The sequence below is a fragment of the Amycolatopsis sp. NPDC114478 genome, from assembly GCF_055633805.1.
Genome location: NZ_JBVKDO010000028.1, coordinates 74,294 through 92,133, shown reverse-complemented (window position 1 = coordinate 92,133; position 17,840 = coordinate 74,294). Strand labels below are relative to the sequence as shown.

Sequence of the window (17,840 nt, the reverse complement as noted above, 5' to 3'; positions counted from 1 at the left end):
ACTCACGCGAACTTTGTCAACGTTGACAAAGAATGTCGTCCGGACATTTCCGTGTCATAGCGCGGCATTGCGCGAGTCAGTAACATCTGCCGCGCCGACGGAAAGGAAACGGAATGCGCACCACCATCAAGTCGCTCGCCGTGCTGGCCGCCGCTGCCGCGCTTCCCCTGACTACGACCGGGACGGCGTGGGCCGACATTCCCTTCGACCAGCCGGTCAACGGGCGCGCCACCTACTACAACGACGCCGGCTTCGGCGCCTGCGGCACGCAGATCGACGCGGCGAACCAGATGCTCGTCGCCGCGCCCGCCGCGTACTGGACCACCGCCAACCCGAACAACGATCCGCTGTGCCAGGGTGTTTCCATCCGGGTTTCCTACAACGGCCGGACCATCACCGTGCCGGTGGTCGACAAGTGCCCGAGCTGCGACAGCGCGCACATCGACCTCAGCGCACCGGCCTTCGCGCAGCTGGCCGATCCGGGTCTGGGCAACATCCCGGTGACCTGGACGTTCGTGCGCTCATGACGTCAACTACCGGTGCCAAGATGTCCAGGCGGTTCTTCGCCATCGTCGCCGTGCTCGTGACGGCGATGAGCGTGAGCTCCCCGGCCGCCGCGGCGACCAACCACACCGTGACGTTCGTGAACCACTCCGGCCAGACCCTCTGGCTGGGCAGCACGGTCAACGCCGACCAGTCGGTCAACTTCGCGAATCTGCCGACCCTGGCGGACGGGCAGTCGGCGACCGTGACGATCCCCGAAACGTCGGCACCCGGCCACTGGCGGGGCAAGTTCTTCGGACGCCAAGGCTGCACCGGCACGTCCGGCCGGGACTTCCACTGCCTGGTCGGCGACTGCGGCACCTACGCCGACCACTGCGCGACCGGGGAACAGCCGGCCAGCCTGGCCGAGTTCAACTTCGACACCGCCGACGGCCTCGCCCCGTGGTACGACGTCAGCTACGTCAACGCGTTCTCCGTCCCGATCACGATCGAGCCGGTCGACCCGGTGGTGCCGCCAGGTTCAGCGTCCTGCGGCACGGCCGGCTGCCCGGAGGACCTGCTGTCCTACTGCGCGGCCGAAGACCGCCAGTACTCCCCCGGCGGCACGCTGATCAACTGCGTCAACCCGAACCGCGACGCGCCCACGAGCTACAGCGACGCGATCAAGTCGCACTGCCCGAAGGCGTACGCGTGGTCCAAACAGGACACCGAACCGGGCAACCAGACGATGTACCAGTGCGCCTCCTGCACCGGTTTCACCATCACCTTCCACCGTTAGACGACACCGCTGGAAACGACCCGCTCGACGAACCGCTCGGCGATTTCGCGCAGTTTCACGTTCTCCCGCTGCGACTGCTCGACGAGGAGCGCGAACGCGTCCTCGGCGTCGATCCGGCGGATCGCCATCAGCATGCCCTTGGCCTGGTCGATGACCGCGCGCGAGGTCAGGGCCGTCCGCAGGTGCTCGGCCGTCTCGCGGGCGCGCACGTACCGGTGGTAGACGCGGAGGACCGCTTCCACCGCGGTCGTGTACAGCTCGAGCAGCTGCGCTTCGATCTCCTCGAAGCCGTCGTCCTGCCGGCCGTAGCAGTTCACCGCGCCCGTGTACTCGTCGTCGGCCACCAGCGGCGCCGCGAGGAAGCTGCCGAAGCCGGCGTCCGCGGCCCCGCTCGCGAACGCCGGCCAGCGCTCCACCGCGTCGGCGATCGAGGTGCGGACGATCTTCCCGCTGCGGACGGCCTCCAGGCACGGGCCGTCGCCGAGGCGGTACTGGTCCGCGTCCAGCTCGCTCACGACGGCGGAGGTCGCGCACGCCGTGTGCGGCTCGTCCGCGCGCACCAGCGTGACCGACGCTTCGGCGACGCCCGGCACGGCGTGGCGCACCTGCAGGCACACGTGCCGCAGCAGGATCCGGAAGTCGTCCTCCTGCCGCAGGACCGCGGTGAGGGCCTCGAGAGACCCGGTGACGTCGTCGAGCAGGGGCGAAACCGTCGCGGTGGGCTCCGGCCGTTCCATGTCCTCTCCTCCCGCTGGTGCCGAACCGCCCGGGTACCCACTTCACGCCCGGCCATGTGCAGGTTTGACCGCGGCCTCCCTTTGGTATTCAGCGGCCATGGCGACGGAGAAAGCGGGCGAGCTGCCGCTCGACGGCGAGCTGGCGGCGGTCGCCGCGCGGATGTCGGGGCTGCTGCTGTCGCGGGAGACCGTCGATTCGGTGCTGGAACTGGTCGTCACGCTCGCCGGGAAGACGATCTCCACCGCGGCCGGCGCCGGGGTGACGCTCATCGACGACGACGGCCCCGCGACCACGAGCGCGTCGAGCCCGCTCGTGCGCGACGCCGACACCCTGCAGTACCGGCTCGGCGAAGGCCCCTGCCTGACCGCGCTCGCGGAGTGCGCGCCGATGCGGATCGACGACGTGGCCACCGAACGGCGCTGGCCGCGGTGGTGCGCCGCGATCACCGGCACCGGGCTGCGCTCGGTGCTCACCACCCCGCTCCGCACCGAGGACGGCTGCCAGGGCGCCATCAAGATCTACTCGACGACCGCGGGCGCGTTTGGCCACGCCGAAGAGCTGACGCTGGCGTCGTTCGCCGCCAGCGCCGCGCCCCTGCTCGCCAACGCCCGCGCCTACGAGCGCGCGAACCGGTTCAGCGAGCGGTTCAAGGACACCCTCCACGACCGCGACCTGATCACCATGGCGAAGGGATTCCTCATGGGCCGCGACGGCCTCGACGAGGACACCGCGTTCGACCGCCTGCTGTCACTGGCCCGCGCGGACGGTCTCAGCCCGGCCGAGGCCGCCACCGCGCTGCTCCCGCCCGCGCCGCGGGGACGGTGAGCCGCCGATGCGTTTCCTGCCCGAGGAGGAACAGCAACGCCTCCTCGCCGCCTGCTTCGCCCGCAGTGCCCTGACCCAGGAACAGCTGTGGATGCGCTACTTCGCGCTCGGCGGCAGCCAGAGCCTGCTGGAGCTGGACGCCTACGTCAACGGCTTGACCACGCTCCCCCGCGTCGACCGCGACATGCTCGCCCACGCCGTCAACGAGCGGCTCGACGAGCTGGGCGGGCCGCCGCGCGCGCCCTACAGCCATTCGGTCCGCGACGGCAAGCCGCTGCACGGGCCGTTGAAGGCGCTCGTCGACCTCCTCGAAGGCGCCCACCGCGCACCGCCCGAGCGGCTGCCCGCGGTCGTCGCGGCGGCGGGCCGCGCGCTCGACCTGCGGATCGGCGTCTACCTCGCCGACTACGACCAGCGGACGCTCGTGCGCGCGGACACCGCCGCGGAACTGGACATCGAGGACACCGTCGCCGGCGACGTCTTCCGCCGCGCGGGGACCGCGGTGACCCGGGACGCGCCCGGCCCCACGTTGTGGACGGTGCTGCTCGACGGCGTCGAGCGGCTCGGCGTGCTGGAGATCGTCCCCACCGACGGCGCCGACCCCGACGACCCTGTGCTGCGGGAGCAGTGCCGGTGGCTGAGCACGCTGCTCGGGCACCTGGTGACGGTCACGACCCAGTACGGCGACGGTCTCGACGCGCGCCGCCGGCGGCGGCACCGCGGGTCCCCCGCCGAGCTGCTGTGGCAGAGCCTGCCGCCGCTCACCGGCGCGACCGAGAGCGTGGTCGTCGGCGCGAGCGTCCAGCCGGCGTACGACCTGGGCGGGGTCGTGTTCGACTACGCGCTCTCGGAGCGGCGGGCCCGGCTGGCGATGTTCGACGCGGGCCCGCGCACGGGCGAGGCGAGCTACGGGGTGGTGAACGCGCTGGCGGCCTACCGCGCGGCCCGGCGCGACGGGGCTTCGCTGGCCGAGCAGTACGCGGCGGTCGGGCGGGAGCTCGCGGGCTCCGGCGCGGTCGTCACGGGGGTGCTCGCGGAGCTGGACCTGGTGACCGGCGAGCTGCGCTGGCTCGGCGCCGGGCACCCGCCCCCGCTGATCGTCCGCGGCGACGCCGTGCTGCCGGAAACGGAGGCCGCGGCGACCGGGTTCGGCCGCCCGCCGCGGGCCACGGAGGTGCGGCTCCGGCCCGGCGACGTGGTCGCGTTGTATTCCCACGGCTTGGCCGGGGCGCAGGATCGCGAGGGGACGTCGTTCGGGCGGGAGCGGACGGCCGGGTTCCTGACCGGGGGGACGCTCCCACCGGAGGCCGCGCGCTTGCTGACCCAGGCGGTCGTCACGCACGCCGACGGGGAGCTGCGGTCCGACGCGGGGGTCGTGGTGGCCCGCTGGATCCCGCGCTGAGCGAGCCGCTCAGCCGACGGTGTGGCCCACCGCCAGCAGTTCGCGCAGCGCGTCCGACAGCGAGGCGAACATCGGGACCACCTCCGCCAGCCCCGTCATGCGGAACAGCCGGGCCAGCGTGCGGCTGTTGGCCACCACCCCGAACCGGCCGCCCTCGGTGCCCGCCAGCTGGGCGGCCGCCGCCAGGGCCCGGGCGCCCGCCAGGCCGAGGAACGCCACCTGCGTGAGGTCCACCACCGTCGTCCCCGGTGGGGACGCCGCCAGCTCGCGCTCCAGGATCGGCAGGGTCAGGGCGTCGATCTCGCCGGCGAAGGTCAGCACCAGCAGACCGGGGCGGTACTCCGTCCGGCGCGCCGTGAGCGGCGCGGACCGGGTCGGGACCGGGGACGTGGGGGACACGGGTTCGGCAGGCCTTCCGCGCCGGCGTCCGGGCCGGCGTCGCACAGGGGGTGATCAAGGTCGGGGTCTTGATACCCAAACCGCCGGAACGGAAACGCCCTATTCCGCGGTGAACGCCGACCAGAGCCGCTCGGCCGCGTGCCGGGCCGGTTCGCCGGGCCGGATCTCCGGGACGCCGTCGAGCCGGGGCGCGTGCGCGCCGCCGACGTGCTCGACCAGCGCGACCGCCAGCTCGCGGACCTTCACGTTGAACTCCTGGCTGGCCCGGCGCAGCGTCTGCCAGGCCTCCTCCGGGGAGCACCGCCGGACCGCCATGACCACGCCCTTCGCCTGCTCGATCGCGGCGCGCGAGGCCAACAGGTCCAGCGTCTGGTCCGGGTCGCCCGCGATGGCGGTCTCCGCGACCACCAGGGTCATCTCGGTGAGCTTCTCGTACCGCCGCAGGACGCTCAGCACGCCGGCGCCGGGCGGCCGGTCGAACACCGCCGACAGCACGAACGCGCCGGTGTCCTCCCAGAGGCCGGGCAGGGCGGCCGCGCCGCGGACCTCGGTGAACTCCAGGCAAGCGGCGGCCCGGCCGAGCCCCGGCCAACGTTCGTCGGCGAAGAGGTCATCGGTGGTCACCGGCTCCCCCGTGGCGGACGCGACGGCGACCGGCCCGCCGTGCGCCAGCGAAACGGGCAGCAGAGCGGCGGCGACGCCCGCGACCGCCAGCACGCGCGGCGGCCGGCCGCCGCGGCCGACCGTGAGCCCCGCGCCCAGGCACCCCGGCAGCTCGCCGGTGATCCGCTCGAGCAGCGCGCCCAGCAGCTCGGTCAGCGGTCTCCACCGGTCGGCCGCGTTCACCAACGTGTCGGTCACCCGAACCCCGCTCTCGCCCGTGTCCTCGTCGACCTTGATTTACCCGAATACGCGGTGATCCACATCCGGACCGCGGACGAACCGGTACCGCCGTCCGGGCGAACGGCGGATCACCTGGTGACGGCGAGCAGCCGCCCGGACGACACGAACGTGCGGTTTATCGGCCTCCCGCGCCGGGGTAGCCGATCTTCGCCAACCGAGGAGGCCTCATGACCGACCGGCGGTACCGGTGATGTTCAGCGAAGTCGTGGTCGCCGGGCAGATCGCCCGCGACCTGGTGGTCGAAGTCCCGGTCGCCCCCGACGCCGGCTCCCCGGCGCCGGTCGGGCACCGGAAGGAGATGCTCGGCGGTAAAGGCGCCAACCAGGCCGTGGCGCTGAGCCAGCTCGGCGTGACCGTGTCGCTGGTCGGCGTCGTCGGCCGCGACCGCAGCGGCGACGCCCTGTGCGCGCAGGCCCGCGCCGACCGGATCGGCACGTCGCACGTGGTCCGCCGCCCGGACACCGAGACGGCCCTGCTCATCGACGTCGTCGACGAGCAGGGGCGGCGCCGCTGCCTCGAGCACGTCCCGGACGGGACGCTGCTGACCGAGACCGACGTCTTGGCCGCGTGCGCGCCGATCTCGGCCGCGGGTTCGCTGATCGTCCAGCTGCGGCAGCCGGCTCCGGCGGCGTTGCTGGCGGCGCGGCTCGCGCACACCGCGGGCACGCGCGTCGTGCTGGACGGCGCACCCCAGGACCTGACCGACGAGCTGCTCGCCCTGGCCGACGTCGTGCGCGCCGACGGCCACGAAGCCGAGCTGCTCACCGGGCAGCCGGTGGACGACGTCGCGGGCGCGGTCCGCGCGGCGGCGGACCTGCGGGACCGCGGGCCGTCGCTGGTCGTGCTGGAGGTGGCCGGGCAGGGGAACCTGTTCGCGGGCCCGGCGGAGTCGTGGTTCGTGCCGCACGTGGAGACGGAGCTCGTCGACCCGGCCGGCGCGGGTGACGCGCTGGTCGCGACGCTGACGGCGGCGCTCACCCGCCGCCGCCCGCTGGAGACGGCGGCGTGCCTGGCGGTAGCGGCGGCCGCGGCGACGACCGAGCACGTGGGCGGGCGGCCGCACCTGTCCCACGCCGTCCTCGACCGGCTGCGGCCGCGCGGTTTGGAGACCGTGCACGCCTGAGGGTTACAGGCCCGGCAGCTTCTGCTCGACGCCGAGCAGCGCCGCGAAGGGGTCGCCGTGCTCGGCCAGCCGCTTCGGGACGTCCCGGACCGTCCAGCGGTCCGGGGTGAGCCCGTCGTCGTCCAGCTCGGCCCACTGCAGCGGCACCGACACCGGCGCGCCCGGCCGCGGGCGCACGCTGTACGGCGCGACCAGCGTCTTGTTCAGCACGTTCTGCGTGTAGTCGAGCCGGGCGCGGCCCCGGCGCTTGTCCTTCGACCACGCCCAGCTCACCAGGTCCGGCAGCACCCGCCCGATCGTCTTCGACACGGTTTCCGCCCACTCGCGCGTCTGCTCGAACGTGCAGTGCGGCGCGATCGGAACCCAAACCTGGATCCCGCGCTGCCCGGTCACCTTCGGCCGCCCGGTCAGGCCGAGGTGCTCCAGCGCCGTGCGGTGCAGCCGCGCCAGCTCCAGGACCTCGGCGAACGACGTCTCCGGGCCCGGGTCGATGTCGAACAGCACCCACGTCGGGTGGTCGACGTCGGCGGCGCGCGAGGTCCAGGCGTGCAGCTCCAGGGCGCCGTAGTTCGCGAGCCACGCCAGCGTCGCGACGCTGTCCGCGACGACGTACCGCTGGCTCTCCCCCGCCTCGGCGCGCTCGTTGCGCCAGGTCGTCAACCACTCGGGCGCGTGCTTCGGGACTTCCTTCTGCCAGAAGCCGGTTTCGGTGACGCCCTGCGGGAAGCGGTGCGTGTTGAGCGGCCGCCCGGCCAGGTACGGCAGCATGGCCGGCCCGGCGGTGACGTAGTAGCGGATCAGGTCCCGCTTGGTCACCGGTTCGCCGTCGCCGGCGGCCGGGAAGAGGACCTTGTCCAGGTTGGTCAGGGACAGCTCGCGGCCCGCGACCGACCACTTGCCCTTGGCGCCGAGGTCGTCGAGGGCCGCCAGTTCGTCATCGGTCGCGGCGGTGAACCCGACGGCTTCCTCGGCCTGCGCCGCGGGCCGGTCGCCGTGCCACAACGCGCCGGGCGCGGCCGCGACCTCGTCGTTCGTGCGGCCGCTCTTCACCGAGCGTGGGTGGTCCTCGGCGTCCCAGCCCGCTTCGGCGTGCTCGTCCTCCTTGTGCAGGAGGAACCACTGGTCCTTCTCGCCGCGGTTCGTGCGGACGAGCACGAACCGCCCGGCCAGCTTCTCGCCATCGAGGTCGAAGTGCAGCGTGCCGTCTTCGATCGCCTTCGCCGGGTCTTCGTCGACCGGCTGCCACACGCCGCGGTCCCAGACGATCACGTCCCCGCCGCCGTATTCGCCGCGCGGGATCACGCCTTCGAAGTCGGCGTACTCGATCGGGTGATCTTCGACGTGCACGGCCAGCCGGCGGGCCTTCGGGTCCAGCGTCGGGCCCTTCGGCACCGCCCAGCTGACCAGGACGCCGTCGAGCTCCAGCCGGAAGTCGTAGTGCAGGCGGCGGGCGCGGTGCCGCTGCACCACGAACCGGTGCCCGGCCGGCCCGCCCGCGGCCCCACCGGCCGGCTCGGCGGTCCGGCCGAAGTCACGCATCTCCTGGTAGCGCCGCAGTTTGCGGGCCGAGCCGGCTGCCATGCCGACGGGGTACCCACTCAGCCCGGTTCGAACGTCACCGCCCCAGCGCGCCGCGGATGAGGTCGCGCGCCCGGTCCATGATCGCCGCCGGCGGGCCCAGCAGCAGGTTCGCCGTCGCGCTCTCGACGCCGGGGTGCGGCCGGGTCGGTCCGACGGCTTCGGCCAGCTTGGCGGTCGCGGCCATGGCGCGCAGCCGCTCCGGCGGCCGGTGCGCCCGCAGCAGCGGGAACTCCTCGCGCTCTTCGTGCTCGGCGTGCGCGAGGACGTCGTCGCGCAGCTGGACGAGCAGCGTGTCGAACCCCTCGGCCTCGGGCCCCATCTTCTGCAGGGTGGTCAGCAGTTCCTTGGCGCGGTGCTCCTCGCCGAGCCGCGCGTCGACGACCGGTCCGGCGGCGGGCTCGAGGTCCCGGATCTCCGGGTGCACCACCAGTTCTTCCGCCGTTTCGTGCACGGCCAGCAGCCGCACGAGGCCGGCGAACACCTCCCGGCGGCGGTCGCCCTCGGCGGTTTCCAGCGTGGCGAACAGGTCCCGGATCTCGCGGTGCTGCCGCTGTAGCAGGTCGATGACGTCTTCGTCGTGGTCGGGCACGGAAAGCCTCCTCGTCGATGGGTGGGAGGGGCTTTCCCCGTGCCGCGCGGGTTACTCGTGCCGAGTGCCCACCGTGAGCCACAGCACGCCGGCGGCGGTCAGCGCGATCCCCGCGAGCGTCCACCACGACCACCACGTGAAGAACGCGACGACGAGCCCGACGGCGAGCAGCACGCCCCCGCCGACGGAGGCGGTGTCGTCCCCGCCCGCGCGCGAAAACCCGCCGGCGACGGCCATCAGCCCATCCTCCCGTCGACGGCGGCCACGACGAGCGCCGCGCAGCGCGGCACCGTCAGGCCCCGCTCCTGGGCCATCGCCTTGAGGGCCGTCTGCGCGGCCGGGCGAGACATGCCTTGCGCCGCAAGGACTTCCAGCGCCAAGCCGACGACGTCGGTGGCGGGCGGGGTGGCGGTTCGGACGGGCACGGGACGACCTCCGGCTCGGACGGCGGCAAACGAACGCGACCGGATACCCCGCCGATCGCGGTTTCACACGGCCGATTCGACCCGTCCGAGTGAGATCCGCTCACCGCGCCGATCGTGACCACCCGGCCACAGCCACGGCCGGATGGCTTTCGTGGCGACCGTTGCGTGCCACCGGAGGGCCGGCCTACTTCTGGCCGGGTTGGCAATCCCCGGCGAGCCACACCGCGGCGTCCGGCGGAAGCTCGCCGTCCTCGAGCGGCACGCTCGACAGCAGCACCCGGCCGGCGGGCAGCCCGACCGGCTCCGCCGACAGGTTCACCACGCACCCGAACCCCGGCTCCCGCGCGAAGGACAGCACGCCCGGAGACGACGGCAGCCACGTCAGCGTCCCGTCCCCCAGCGCCGGGTTCGCCCGCCGCTCGGCCAAAGCCGCGCGGTAGAGGCCGAGCATGGATCCCGGGTCGGCCGCCTGGGCTTCCGCCGTCGCGGTGCGCCAGTGGGCCGGCTGCGGCAGCCACGTCCGCACCCCGTCGGGCGCGAAGCCGAACGGCGGCTCGGTGCCCGCCCACGGCAGCGGGACCCGGCAGCCGTCCCGGCCGCGGCGGGTGTGCCCGGAGCGTTCCCACGTCGGGTCGGCGAGCACCTCGTCCGGGAGGTCTTCGACCTCCTCGAGGCCCAGCTCCTCGCCCTGGTACAGGTACGCGCCGCCGGGCAGGGCGAGCATCAGCAGCAGGGCCGCCCGGGCCCGCCGCCGGCCGCGCGCGAGGTCGCCGTCGGGCGCGAACCGCGTCACGTGCCGGACGACGTCGTGGTTGGACAGCACCCACGTCGCGGGCGCGCCGACCGCGTGCAGCGCTTCCAGGGCCCGGTCGATGACCTCGCGCAGCGCGACCGCGTCCCAGGCGCAGCGCAGGTAGTCGAAGTTGAACGCGGTGTGCAGCTCGTCCGGGCGCACGTACCGGGCGAGGCGGTCCGGCCGGTCGACCCACGCCTCGGCGACGAACACGCGGTCCGGGCCGAACTCGCCGGCGATCTTCCGCCAGGTGCGGTAGATGTCGTGGACGCCGTCGAGGTCCCAGTGCGGGTGCGCGGCGCGGTCCGGCGGCCGCGCGATCTCCTCGTCGTCGGCGCCGAGGTCGGGGAAGGCCGGGTCCTTCAGCAGGCCGTGGGCGACGTCGATGCGGACGCCGTCGACGCCGCGGGCGAACCAGAACCGCAGCAGGTCCTCGAACTCGGCGCGGACCTCCGGGTTGTCCCAGTTGAGGTCGGGTTGCTCCGGGGCGAACAGGTGCAGGTACCACTCGCCGTCGGCCGCCCGGGTCCAGGCCGGGCCGCCGAAGACGCTGCGCCAGTCGGTGGGCGGCAGTTCGCCGTCGGCGCCGCGGCCGGGCCGGAAGTGGTAGCGGGCGCGTTCGGGCCCGCCGGCTCCGGCGGCGAGGGCCGCCCGGAACCAGGGGTGGCGGTCGGAGGTGTGGTTCGGGACGACGTCGATCAGCAGCCGCAGGCCGGCCCGGTGCGCCTCGGCGATCAGCGCCAGGACATCGGAGTCGGTGCCCAGGAGCGGGTCGGGGGTCCGGTGGTCCTCGACGTCGTAGCCGCCGTCGACCATCGGCGAGCGGTACCACGGGGTGGTCCACACCGCGTCGACGCCGAGATCGGCGAGGAAACCGAGGCGCGAGCGCAGGCCCGCGAGATCCCCGGTGCCGTCCCCGCTCGCGTCGGCGAAGCTGCGTACGTAGACCTCGTAGACGACGGCGTCGCGCCACCAGTTCGCGGAGTCCATGACACCCGAGTATCTACGCTGGGGGCGTGGCCGACGCGTGGAAGTGGGATCCGTCCCTCTATTCGGGCAGTGCCGGGTACTACGCGCGGGGCCGTGCCGCGTATCCCCCGGAGCTCGCCGAGGCGTTCGTGGCGGAGCTGGGACTGGACGGGACCGGGCGCCTGCTCGACGTCGGCTGCGGGCCGGGGTCGCTGACGCTGCTGCTGGCCGGGTCGTTCGAGGAAGCGGTCGGGCTCGACGCCGACGAGGACATGCTGGCCGAAGCGCGGCGGCTCGCCCGTGGCGGGAACTGCCGGTGGGTGCACCGGCGCGCGGAGGAGCTGCCGGCCGGGCTGGGGCGGTTCCGGCTGGTGACGTTCGCCCAGTCGTTCCACTGGTTCGACCGGGCGAAGGTCGCCGCGGCGGTGCGCGGGATGCTGGCGCCGGGCGGAGTCTGCGCCCACGTGCACGCGACGACGCACGAGGGTGTCGAGGGATCGGTGCCACGCCGGGAGATCGCCGAGCTGGTGCGGGCGTACCTCGGTTCGGTGCGGCGGGCCGGTCAGGGGACGTTGCCCGCGGGGACGGCGGGCGGCGAGACGGAGATCTACCGCGGCGCGGGGTTCCGCGGGCCGCGGCGGTTCACGGTGCCAGGGCGGGTGGTGACGCGCACGGTGGACGAGGTGGTTGCCGGGGTGTTCTCGCTGTCCAGCGCGGCGCCGCACCTGTTCGGTGCTCGCCGCGCGGAGTTCGAGGCCGGGCTGCGCGCGCTGCTGGAGCGGGCGAGCCCGGCCGGGGTGTTCACCGAGCGGCTGCGGGAGATCGCGGTCGACGTCTGGGAGCCGTGACCGCCCTCATCGGCTCACCAGGGGTTGTTGGTGAACTCGTCGTCCTCGGTTTCCGCTGCCCGCGACCGGCGTGCGCGGCGCGGGGCCTCGTCCCGGGCCGACGGCGGCGCGGCGGCCGACGGCGCGAACGGCGATGTCCCGCCAGGTTCGCCGCCGAACGCGTCCGTGTCGAACGCCGAGGGCGGTTCCGCGCCCTGCCGGTCCGTGCTCCAGCCCGACTTCGTCTTGCGCTGCGCCACTTCGCGCACGTGCTGGACGTACCGCTCGGCCGCCTGGACCTGCTTGGTCATGTACTCCTGCGACCGGGCCTTGATCTCCTCGCCCCGCTGCTCGCGCAGCGCGCGCCGCTCGGACTGTTCGCGCACCAGGCCGGCCAGCTCGGCCTTCATCGCGGCGATGTCGGTCATGGGTCCTCCTACCAGGTCCGGCGAGCGGACGGCGGGTCTTCGTCGTCGTTCAGGGAGCCGATGATCCGGCGGCCCGGCTCGCCGAGGTTGTCGAACACCGCGCCTTCGATCCGGTACGCGGGCGACCGCCGCTCGGTGTCGCCCCCGCCACCGCCGTGGGCGCCGCCGCCCATCGCGCCCATGCCGGGCATCCCGGACATCGACTGGCCGCCGGGCCCCGCCGACGCCCCGGCCGGGGCGAACGCGGCCGCAGGCTGCGGCTGGCCGATCCCGGCACCCGCGCCGGTGTGCGCGCCCCCGGACATCGGCGTCTCGCCGAGCCCGGCACCCGCGCCGCCGTGGTCGAGCCCGGCCGACGACAGCCCGGCGCCGCCGTGCGAGCCGCCGCCGATCCCCGCCCCGACGCCACCGCCGTGGTGCGCGCCCGAACCGCCACCGTCATGCCCACCCGCGCCACCGCCGTGGTGCGCGCCCGAACCGCCACCGTCATGCCCACCCGCGCCACCGCCGTGGTGCGCGCCCGAACCGCCGCCATCGTGCCCACCCGCGCCGCCATCGTGGTGCGCGCCCGCGCCGCCGCCGTCGTGGTGTGCGGAACCGGGGTCGTCGAGCGTGCCGCGGTGGGTGGGCAGGTCGTCGTGGAGCTTCTTGCCGGGGGTGTCGCCGAGGACGTCCGAGGGCTTGTCGTCCTCGCCGAGGGTGTAGGTCGTCGGCTTGCCGCTGCCGTCGTCGACGGTCACGACGGTCGGGCCATTCGCGCCGTCCGGCCGCTCGGCGGTGATCTTGAGGCCGCCGTCCTCGATGTGGATCTTGCCGTCGGGGCCGGGGCAGTACGTGTCGCCCGTCCCTTGTGGACTGTGCCCGGCGGCGTCCTTGGACCAGTCGAGCTTGAAGTCCTTGACGGCCTCGGTCCCCGCGCCGACCTTGATGTCCATCTTCCCGTCGTGGCCGGGTTCGGTCATCTCGAAGGTCTTGTCGCCCTGCTTGACCTTCAGGGTGTCGGGGGTGTCGTCGCCGCCCTTGCCGTCGGCGTCCTTGCCGTGTTCGCCGAGCAGGCCGTCGGGCTTGCCGTCGCCGTTCTTGTCGGCGCCCAGCGGGTTGTCCGGCTTGCCGTCACCGTTCTTGTCGGCGCCGGGTTCGTGGCCGGAGCCCGTGTCGCCGAGGCCGGCTCCGGTGCCCGGGTCCGTCTTGATCCCTTCGCCGCTGAACTCCTTCAGCGCGTCGGCCGCCTTCTGCTTCGCCGCTTCCGCGGCGTGCTCGGCCGCGGCCTTGCCGTCGTCGCCGGAGCCCGCACCGGACCCACCGCCCGAGCCGGAACCCGAGCCGCCCGAACCCGAGCCGCCGCCCAAGCCTTCGCCACCGCCGAGGCCGCTGCCCCCGGCGCCAGAACCGGCGCCGGCGCCGGACTCGGTCTGGATCCCCGGGCCGCTGAACTCCTTCAGCGCGTCGGCGGCCTTCTTCTTGGCCTCTTCGGCGGCCGCGGCCGCGGCGTCCTGACCACTGGACGACGGCGGCGGCACCGACGACGGCGAAGTGTGATCCGAGCCGGAACCGGAGCCCGAACCAGCGCCGGAGCCGGACCCCGAGCCGCCGCCCAGCCCTGCGCCGCCGCCGAGGCCGGAGCCCCCGCTCCCACCGCCGTCGAACGAGCCCAACGCTGCCGAGGCCTGCTTCTTGGCCGCTTCCGCGGCCTCCGCGGCCTGCTTCTTCGCCGCCTCCGCGGCGGCCTCCTGGTCGCCGCCTGACGAACCGGAGCCACCCCCGGACGAACCGGAGCCACCCCCGGACGAGCCCGAGCCACCGCCGGGAGCACCGGCACCCGACGTCGTGTCCGTGTCCGGGATCGGCGGCACGGAGCCGCCACCCCCGGCACCCGAGCCACCGGAACCCGACCCGGAGCCCGAACCCGAGCCGGAACCACCGCCGGGAATGCCGGAACCCGAGCCACCGCCGGACCCCGAGCCACCGCCCGGGATGCCTGAAGCGCCGGTCCCGGAGCCACCGGTCCCGGAGCCACCGCCCGGAACGCCGGAACCCGAACCGCTGCCGCCCCCGGAACCGCCGCCCGTCCCGGAACCGCCGCCGGCGCCACCCGCCCCGGCACCACCGGCACCACCGGCTCCGGCACCGCCGGACCCGCCGGTACCGGACCCACCGGGCATCGACACGCCCTCGAACTCGTTCTTCACCGCGCCCATGACCTTGTCGAGCGCGTCGTAGGCCTGGTCGACGAGGTCCTTCGTGTCCTTGCAGGTCTTCTCGAAGCCCTTGTACAGCCGGTCCCACATGTCGGGGTTGAACTGGTTCTGGATCCACTGCTTGGCCAGGTCCTGGCCGTGCTTCTTGATCTCGTCGCCGTCGCAGCAGCCCTGGTCGTTGAGGGTCTTGACCAGGTTGGTGCCGAAGTTGAGGTCCATCCAGCCCGCGATCTGGGCCAGGTCCTGCTCGTTGCCGTGCTCGCCGCTGGCGACCGCGACGACCTTCTGCGCCATCGTGTAGTCGGCCTTGCCCACCAGGTCGGTGTACATGCCGATGACGGCGTCGGCCTTGCCCTTGCACAGCTGGAACACCGTGGTCGCGGTGGTCAGCGTCGCTTCGCTGACGTTGCCCAGCGTCTGGGCGAGCTTGGCCGCCTTCGGCTGGATCTTGTCGTTGTAGGTGTCGGACGCCGCGTTCGCGCCGGCCCCGCTCCACGTCTGGTAGAGCGTGCTCAGCTGTGAGCCGGTGTCCTGGACCGTCCGGTCCACCGTCTCGGAGCCGGTCTTGAAGTGCGCGGCGTCCTGGACGAAGTGCTCGAAGCTGATCCCGCGCTGCTCGTCGAACGGCGCGCGGATGTCCTTGTCGAGGTCGAGCGCGCGGGTGTTGCCGCGGCAGTCGTCCGGGAGCTTCGCCAGCAGCGAGCCGAAGGTCTCGAACAGCTTCAGCGCGGGCGCGGCGGCGTCGAAGATCTCGTCGGACGTCTTCGTCCCGGTGGTGGTGCCGCCGTCGGCGGCCGCGGGCGGCTGGGTGCCGTCGAGCTTGGACTTGCCGTCGTCGACGGCCTTCTTTTCCTGGTTTTCGTTGTAGGAGTTCTGGTCACCGCTCGACTTGGCCTTGTCGTAGGCCTCGTCGACCGACTGCCCGGCGAAGAGCGGGTTGGCGTTGTACGCGTTCGCGTACTTCTCGGCTTCCTGCCGCTTCTGCTTGATGTCGTCCGGTTCCTGGTCGGCCAGGAACGGCGGGGGCGGCGGGTTCTCCCGCAGCCAGCTGCTGATCAGCGCGCTCTTCTGCCCGGCGGGGACGCTGGGGTCGTCCAGCACCGCCTTGACGTCGGACCACTTCTTCTTGTTGTCGTCGGCCATCAGAGCGAGCCCCCGGCGTTCGTGATCGCGCCGGCCTGGTTGTCCTCGTTGGCGTTGTAGCTGGACCCGGCGGTGCCGAGGTTGGTGCCGAACGAGCCGAGCGTGCTGCTGTAGCCGGAGACGGCGGCCCACAGCGCCTGCGCGCCCGCGGTGTACTTCGCCGCGTGGGCGTTGTGCGCCTTGCCGAACCCCTCCGCGGTCACCTGCGGGGTCTGGAGGTCCGGGTTGTCGTCCAGCAGGTGCTGCGCCAGGTCCCCGATGGTCTTGGACGCCGTCGACAACGCTTCCGTCGTCGCGGTGTACCCCCCGCCGCTCATTTCCGAGCCTCTCCTGTAGGTCCGCCAGTTCCCAGGGCTTCCGCGAGCACGGCGGCCACCGAACCCACGTCGGTGAACCGATCGAGCTGGTCCAGGTCGATCGTCACGCCGTAGTAGACCTCCAGCGCCGCGAGGAGCTTGATCCGGCCCTTCGAGTCGATGCCCAGCTCCTCCAGCGGCGCGTCGGGCTCGACGAGGGCCGGGTCGAGCCGGAAGGTCTCGCTGACGACCTTCGTGACCTCGGCGCGGTGATCACCCACGGCCGCCACCATAACGTGCCTTCGCCGCCGACCGGGCGACCTTGCCACTCGATGTGCGCGGAAGTCCGCCGGAAGGGACCAGATGTACCGCACGGAGCGTGAGATCGTGCTCGCGCGACACGGCGCGCAGCACCGCCCGGGTCACCTCTTTGAGGTCGGCGTCGGCGTCGCGGGCCCACTCGGCCACCACGACCGCGCCTTCGCCGTGCTCGTCGGCGACGCCGAACGCGGCGACGCGGTCGCGGCGGACCGCCGGGTGGGCCTCGCCCGCCGCCGCCTCGATGTCCTGCGGGTGGAAGTTGCGGCCGTCGACGACGATGAGGTCCTTGAGCCGCCCGGTGACGTAGAGGTCGCCGCGGTGCACGACGCCGAGGTCGCCGGTGCGCAGCCAGCCGCCGGTGCCGTCCAGGGTGGCATCGAACGCGGCGGCGTCGCCGCGGCCCCAGTAGCCGGTGGCGACGTTCGGGCCGCGCAGCCAGATCTCCCCGACGAGCCCCTCGGGCTGTTCGTGTCCTTCGTGGACGATCCGCACGTCCTGCCCGACCGGCCGGCCGACGGACACCAGCTCCTGGCCGTCGACGGTTTCGACGGCCCGGCCCTGCGCGAGCGTCTCGCGGTCGAACACCGCGCCGCGCGGCCCTTCCGGCCCCGCGCTCGCGACGTACACGGTGGCTTCGGCGAGCCCGTACGACGGCCGGTACGCCTCGCGCCGGAAGCCGTGCGGGCCGAAGACCTCGAGGAAGCGTTCGACCGTGCGCGGGCGGACGGGTTCGGCGCCGTTGAGCGCGACCCGCACGTCCGACAGGTCGAGGCCGGCTTCGGCGCCGGCCTCGGCCGCGAGGTCGTAGGCGAAGTTCGGGGCCGCGGTGAACACGGCGGGGTAGTCCGCCAGCTGCCGCAGCCAGCGCCGGGGCCGGTGCACGAACTCGGCCGGGGCCATGAACACCGCCCGGCCGCCGGCGAAGACCGGCAGGCACAGCAGCTGGATCAGGCCCATGTCGTGGAAGAACGGGATCCAGCCCGCGCAGGTCGTGCCCTCGTCGACGGCGTAGGCCCGGCTCCCCTGCCAGCAGGCCGCGACGATCGCCCGGTGCGGGATCACCGCGCCGGCCGGCTCCCGCGTCGAGCCGGAGGTGTACTGCAGGTACGCGGGGCTTTCCGGGGCGACCGGCACCGGGTCGGCGCCCGGCCCGGTCAGCTCGTCGACCACCAGGAGGCCGCCGGGGTCGCCGAACTCGCGGACCCGCTCGGCCGCGGCCGACGACGTCAGCCACACCCGCGCGCCGGAGTCGGCGAGCACCCCGCCGAGCCGCTCGGCCTGCGCGCGGTTACCCGGCGGCATCAGCGGGACGGCGATCAGGCCCGCGGCGAGCGCGCCGAAGAACGCGAGCGGGTAGGCCAGTTCCTGCCCGGCGAGGACGGCGACCCGCTCCCCCGGCTCCGCGACCCGGCGCAGCTCGCCCGCGACCACGCGGACCCGCGCAGCGAACTCGGCCCACGTCACCGTGTGCTCGGCGTCGTGGGAGTGGTCCTGGTGGGTGAACAGCGGGCGCTCGTCGTCCGCGCGGGCGAACAGCCGCTCCACGATCGAGACGCGCAGCACCGCCTCGGGCACGGTCGCGGGACGGGGCACGCAGC

19 protein-coding genes are annotated in these 17,840 nt (G+C 73.7%); 6 read left to right on the top strand and 13 right to left on the bottom strand.

Annotated features, from left to right (window positions below; all coding sequences use genetic code 11):
- Positions 1–113: 113 nt before the first annotated feature.
- Both ACZ7OH_RS45205 and ACZ7OH_RS45200 read left to right on the top strand, forming a co-directional pair.
- Positions 114–527: a cysteine/serine endopeptidase inhibitor gene (locus tag ACZ7OH_RS45205; protein ID WP_470286561.1), complete on the top strand. Its 414-nt coding sequence runs from the start codon at positions 114–116 to the stop codon at positions 525–527.
- A gap of 20 nt (positions 528–547) precedes the next feature.
- Positions 548–1,282: a thaumatin family protein gene (locus tag ACZ7OH_RS45200; protein ID WP_470286560.1), complete on the top strand. Its 735-nt coding sequence runs from the start codon at positions 548–550 to the stop codon at positions 1,280–1,282.
- On the opposite strand, the gene ACZ7OH_RS45195 is transcribed toward ACZ7OH_RS45200, so the two are convergent.
- On the bottom strand, positions 1,279–2,019 hold the full coding sequence (locus ACZ7OH_RS45195) for an ANTAR domain-containing protein (RefSeq protein WP_470286559.1): 741 nt from the start codon (positions 2,017–2,019) through the stop codon (positions 1,279–1,281). The genes ACZ7OH_RS45200 and ACZ7OH_RS45195 overlap by 4 nt on opposite strands.
- 97 nt (positions 2,020–2,116) lie before the next feature.
- Between ACZ7OH_RS45195 and ACZ7OH_RS45190 the strand changes: the two genes are divergently transcribed.
- Together ACZ7OH_RS45190 and ACZ7OH_RS45185 are read left to right on the top strand one after the other, a co-directional pair.
- Positions 2,117–2,845, top strand: a complete 729-nt coding sequence (locus ACZ7OH_RS45190) for a GAF domain-containing protein (protein ID WP_470286558.1) — start codon at positions 2,117–2,119, stop codon at positions 2,843–2,845.
- Between the two features lie 7 nt (positions 2,846–2,852).
- On the top strand, positions 2,853–4,247 hold the full coding sequence (locus tag ACZ7OH_RS45185) for a SpoIIE family protein phosphatase (protein WP_470286557.1): 1,395 nt from the start codon (positions 2,853–2,855) through the stop codon (positions 4,245–4,247).
- 9 nt (positions 4,248–4,256) lie between these two features.
- On the opposite strand, the gene ACZ7OH_RS45180 is transcribed toward ACZ7OH_RS45185, so the two are convergent.
- Positions 4,257–4,646, bottom strand: coding sequence for an STAS domain-containing protein (locus tag ACZ7OH_RS45180; RefSeq protein WP_470286556.1), 390 nt, complete (start codon positions 4,644–4,646; stop codon positions 4,257–4,259).
- A 99-nt stretch (positions 4,647–4,745) separates the two neighbouring features.
- Positions 4,746–5,507 carry an ANTAR domain-containing protein gene (locus ACZ7OH_RS45175; RefSeq protein ID WP_470286555.1) on the bottom strand — a complete coding sequence of 254 codons (762 nt, stop codon included), beginning with the start codon at positions 5,505–5,507 and terminating at the stop codon, positions 4,746–4,748.
- A gap of 232 nt (positions 5,508–5,739) precedes the next feature.
- On the opposite strand from ACZ7OH_RS45175, the gene ACZ7OH_RS45170 reads away from it, so the two are divergent.
- Positions 5,740–6,672, top strand: a complete 933-nt coding sequence (locus ACZ7OH_RS45170) for a PfkB family carbohydrate kinase (RefSeq protein WP_470286554.1) — start codon at positions 5,740–5,742, stop codon at positions 6,670–6,672.
- Positions 6,673–6,675: 3 nt separating this feature from the next.
- Here the strand turns inward: ACZ7OH_RS45170 and ligD are convergent, their stop codons facing one another.
- From ligD to ACZ7OH_RS45145, 5 genes are all read right to left on the bottom strand, one after another.
- On the bottom strand, positions 6,676–8,253 hold the full coding sequence (gene ligD / locus ACZ7OH_RS45165) for a non-homologous end-joining DNA ligase (protein WP_470286553.1): 1,578 nt from the start codon (positions 8,251–8,253) through the stop codon (positions 6,676–6,678).
- Between the two features lie 34 nt (positions 8,254–8,287).
- Positions 8,288–8,842, bottom strand: coding sequence for a hemerythrin domain-containing protein (locus ACZ7OH_RS45160; RefSeq protein WP_470286552.1), 555 nt, complete (start codon positions 8,840–8,842; stop codon positions 8,288–8,290).
- Between the two features lie 51 nt (positions 8,843–8,893).
- Positions 8,894–9,079 carry a hypothetical protein gene (locus ACZ7OH_RS45155; protein WP_400892962.1) on the bottom strand — a complete coding sequence of 62 codons (186 nt, stop codon included), beginning with the start codon at positions 9,077–9,079 and terminating at the stop codon, positions 8,894–8,896.
- Positions 9,079–9,267, bottom strand: a complete 189-nt coding sequence (locus ACZ7OH_RS45150) for a hypothetical protein (protein WP_470286551.1) — start codon at positions 9,265–9,267, stop codon at positions 9,079–9,081. The genes ACZ7OH_RS45155 and ACZ7OH_RS45150 overlap by 1 nt, the downstream gene beginning before the upstream one ends.
- A gap of 184 nt (positions 9,268–9,451) precedes the next feature.
- Positions 9,452–11,050, bottom strand: coding sequence for a glycoside hydrolase family 13 protein (locus ACZ7OH_RS45145; protein ID WP_470286550.1), 1,599 nt, complete (start codon positions 11,048–11,050; stop codon positions 9,452–9,454).
- 26 nt (positions 11,051–11,076) lie between these two features.
- Here ACZ7OH_RS45145 and ACZ7OH_RS45140 point away from each other — a divergent pair, with 26 nt between their 5' ends.
- Positions 11,077–11,877, top strand: coding sequence for a class I SAM-dependent methyltransferase (locus tag ACZ7OH_RS45140; protein ID WP_470286549.1), 801 nt, complete (start codon positions 11,077–11,079; stop codon positions 11,875–11,877).
- A 14-nt stretch (positions 11,878–11,891) separates the two neighbouring features.
- Here the strand turns inward: ACZ7OH_RS45140 and ACZ7OH_RS45135 are convergent, their stop codons facing one another.
- Genes ACZ7OH_RS45135 through ACZ7OH_RS45115 form a run of 5 tightly spaced genes read right to left on the bottom strand, consistent with a single transcriptional unit; the run spans position 11,892 to position 17,835 of the window.
- On the bottom strand, positions 11,892–12,284 hold the full coding sequence (locus ACZ7OH_RS45135) for a hypothetical protein (protein ID WP_470286548.1): 393 nt from the start codon (positions 12,282–12,284) through the stop codon (positions 11,892–11,894).
- A gap of 8 nt (positions 12,285–12,292) precedes the next feature.
- Positions 12,293–15,625 (bottom strand): WXG100 family type VII secretion target, encoded by a 3,333-nt coding sequence (locus ACZ7OH_RS45130; RefSeq protein ID WP_470286547.1) that lies wholly within the window; start codon positions 15,623–15,625, stop codon positions 12,293–12,295.
- Positions 15,625–15,942: a hypothetical protein gene (locus tag ACZ7OH_RS45125; RefSeq protein WP_470286546.1), complete on the bottom strand. Its 318-nt coding sequence runs from the start codon at positions 15,940–15,942 to the stop codon at positions 15,625–15,627. The genes ACZ7OH_RS45130 and ACZ7OH_RS45125 overlap by 1 nt, the downstream gene beginning before the upstream one ends.
- Positions 15,939–16,202 (bottom strand): acyl carrier protein, encoded by a 264-nt coding sequence (locus ACZ7OH_RS45120; protein WP_208608116.1) that lies wholly within the window; start codon positions 16,200–16,202, stop codon positions 15,939–15,941. Before ACZ7OH_RS45120 ends, ACZ7OH_RS45125 begins: the two co-directional genes overlap by 4 nt.
- Positions 16,195–17,835, bottom strand: a complete 1,641-nt coding sequence (locus tag ACZ7OH_RS45115) for a fatty acyl-AMP ligase (RefSeq protein WP_470286545.1) — start codon at positions 17,833–17,835, stop codon at positions 16,195–16,197. The genes ACZ7OH_RS45120 and ACZ7OH_RS45115 overlap by 8 nt, the downstream gene beginning before the upstream one ends.
- Positions 17,836–17,840 lie beyond the last annotated feature (5 nt).

Coding starts and splice junctions, on each gene's coding strand:
- ACZ7OH_RS45205 (WP_470286561.1), top strand. CDS start 114: ATGCGCACCACCATCAAGTCGCTCGCCGTGCTGGCCGCCGCTGCCGCG.
- ACZ7OH_RS45200 (WP_470286560.1), top strand. CDS start 548: ATGTCCAGGCGGTTCTTCGCCATCGTCGCCGTGCTCGTGACGGCGATG.
- ACZ7OH_RS45195 (WP_470286559.1), bottom strand. CDS start 2,019: ATGGAACGGCCGGAGCCCACCGCGACGGTTTCGCCCCTGCTCGACGAC.
- ACZ7OH_RS45190 (WP_470286558.1), top strand. CDS start 2,117: ATGGCGACGGAGAAAGCGGGCGAGCTGCCGCTCGACGGCGAGCTGGCG.
- ACZ7OH_RS45185 (WP_470286557.1), top strand. CDS start 2,853: ATGCGTTTCCTGCCCGAGGAGGAACAGCAACGCCTCCTCGCCGCCTGC.
- ACZ7OH_RS45170 (WP_470286554.1), top strand. CDS start 5,740: ATGTTCAGCGAAGTCGTGGTCGCCGGGCAGATCGCCCGCGACCTGGTG.
- ligD (WP_470286553.1), bottom strand. CDS start 8,253: ATGGCAGCCGGCTCGGCCCGCAAACTGCGGCGCTACCAGGAGATGCGT.
- ACZ7OH_RS45155 (WP_400892962.1), bottom strand. CDS start 9,079: ATGGCCGTCGCCGGCGGGTTTTCGCGCGCGGGCGGGGACGACACCGCC.
- ACZ7OH_RS45145 (WP_470286550.1), bottom strand. CDS start 11,050: ATGGACTCCGCGAACTGGTGGCGCGACGCCGTCGTCTACGAGGTCTAC.
- ACZ7OH_RS45135 (WP_470286548.1), bottom strand. CDS start 12,284: ATGACCGACATCGCCGCGATGAAGGCCGAGCTGGCCGGCCTGGTGCGC.
- ACZ7OH_RS45130 (WP_470286547.1), bottom strand. CDS start 15,625: ATGGCCGACGACAACAAGAAGAAGTGGTCCGACGTCAAGGCGGTGCTG.
- ACZ7OH_RS45125 (WP_470286546.1), bottom strand. CDS start 15,942: ATGAGCGGCGGGGGGTACACCGCGACGACGGAAGCGTTGTCGACGGCG.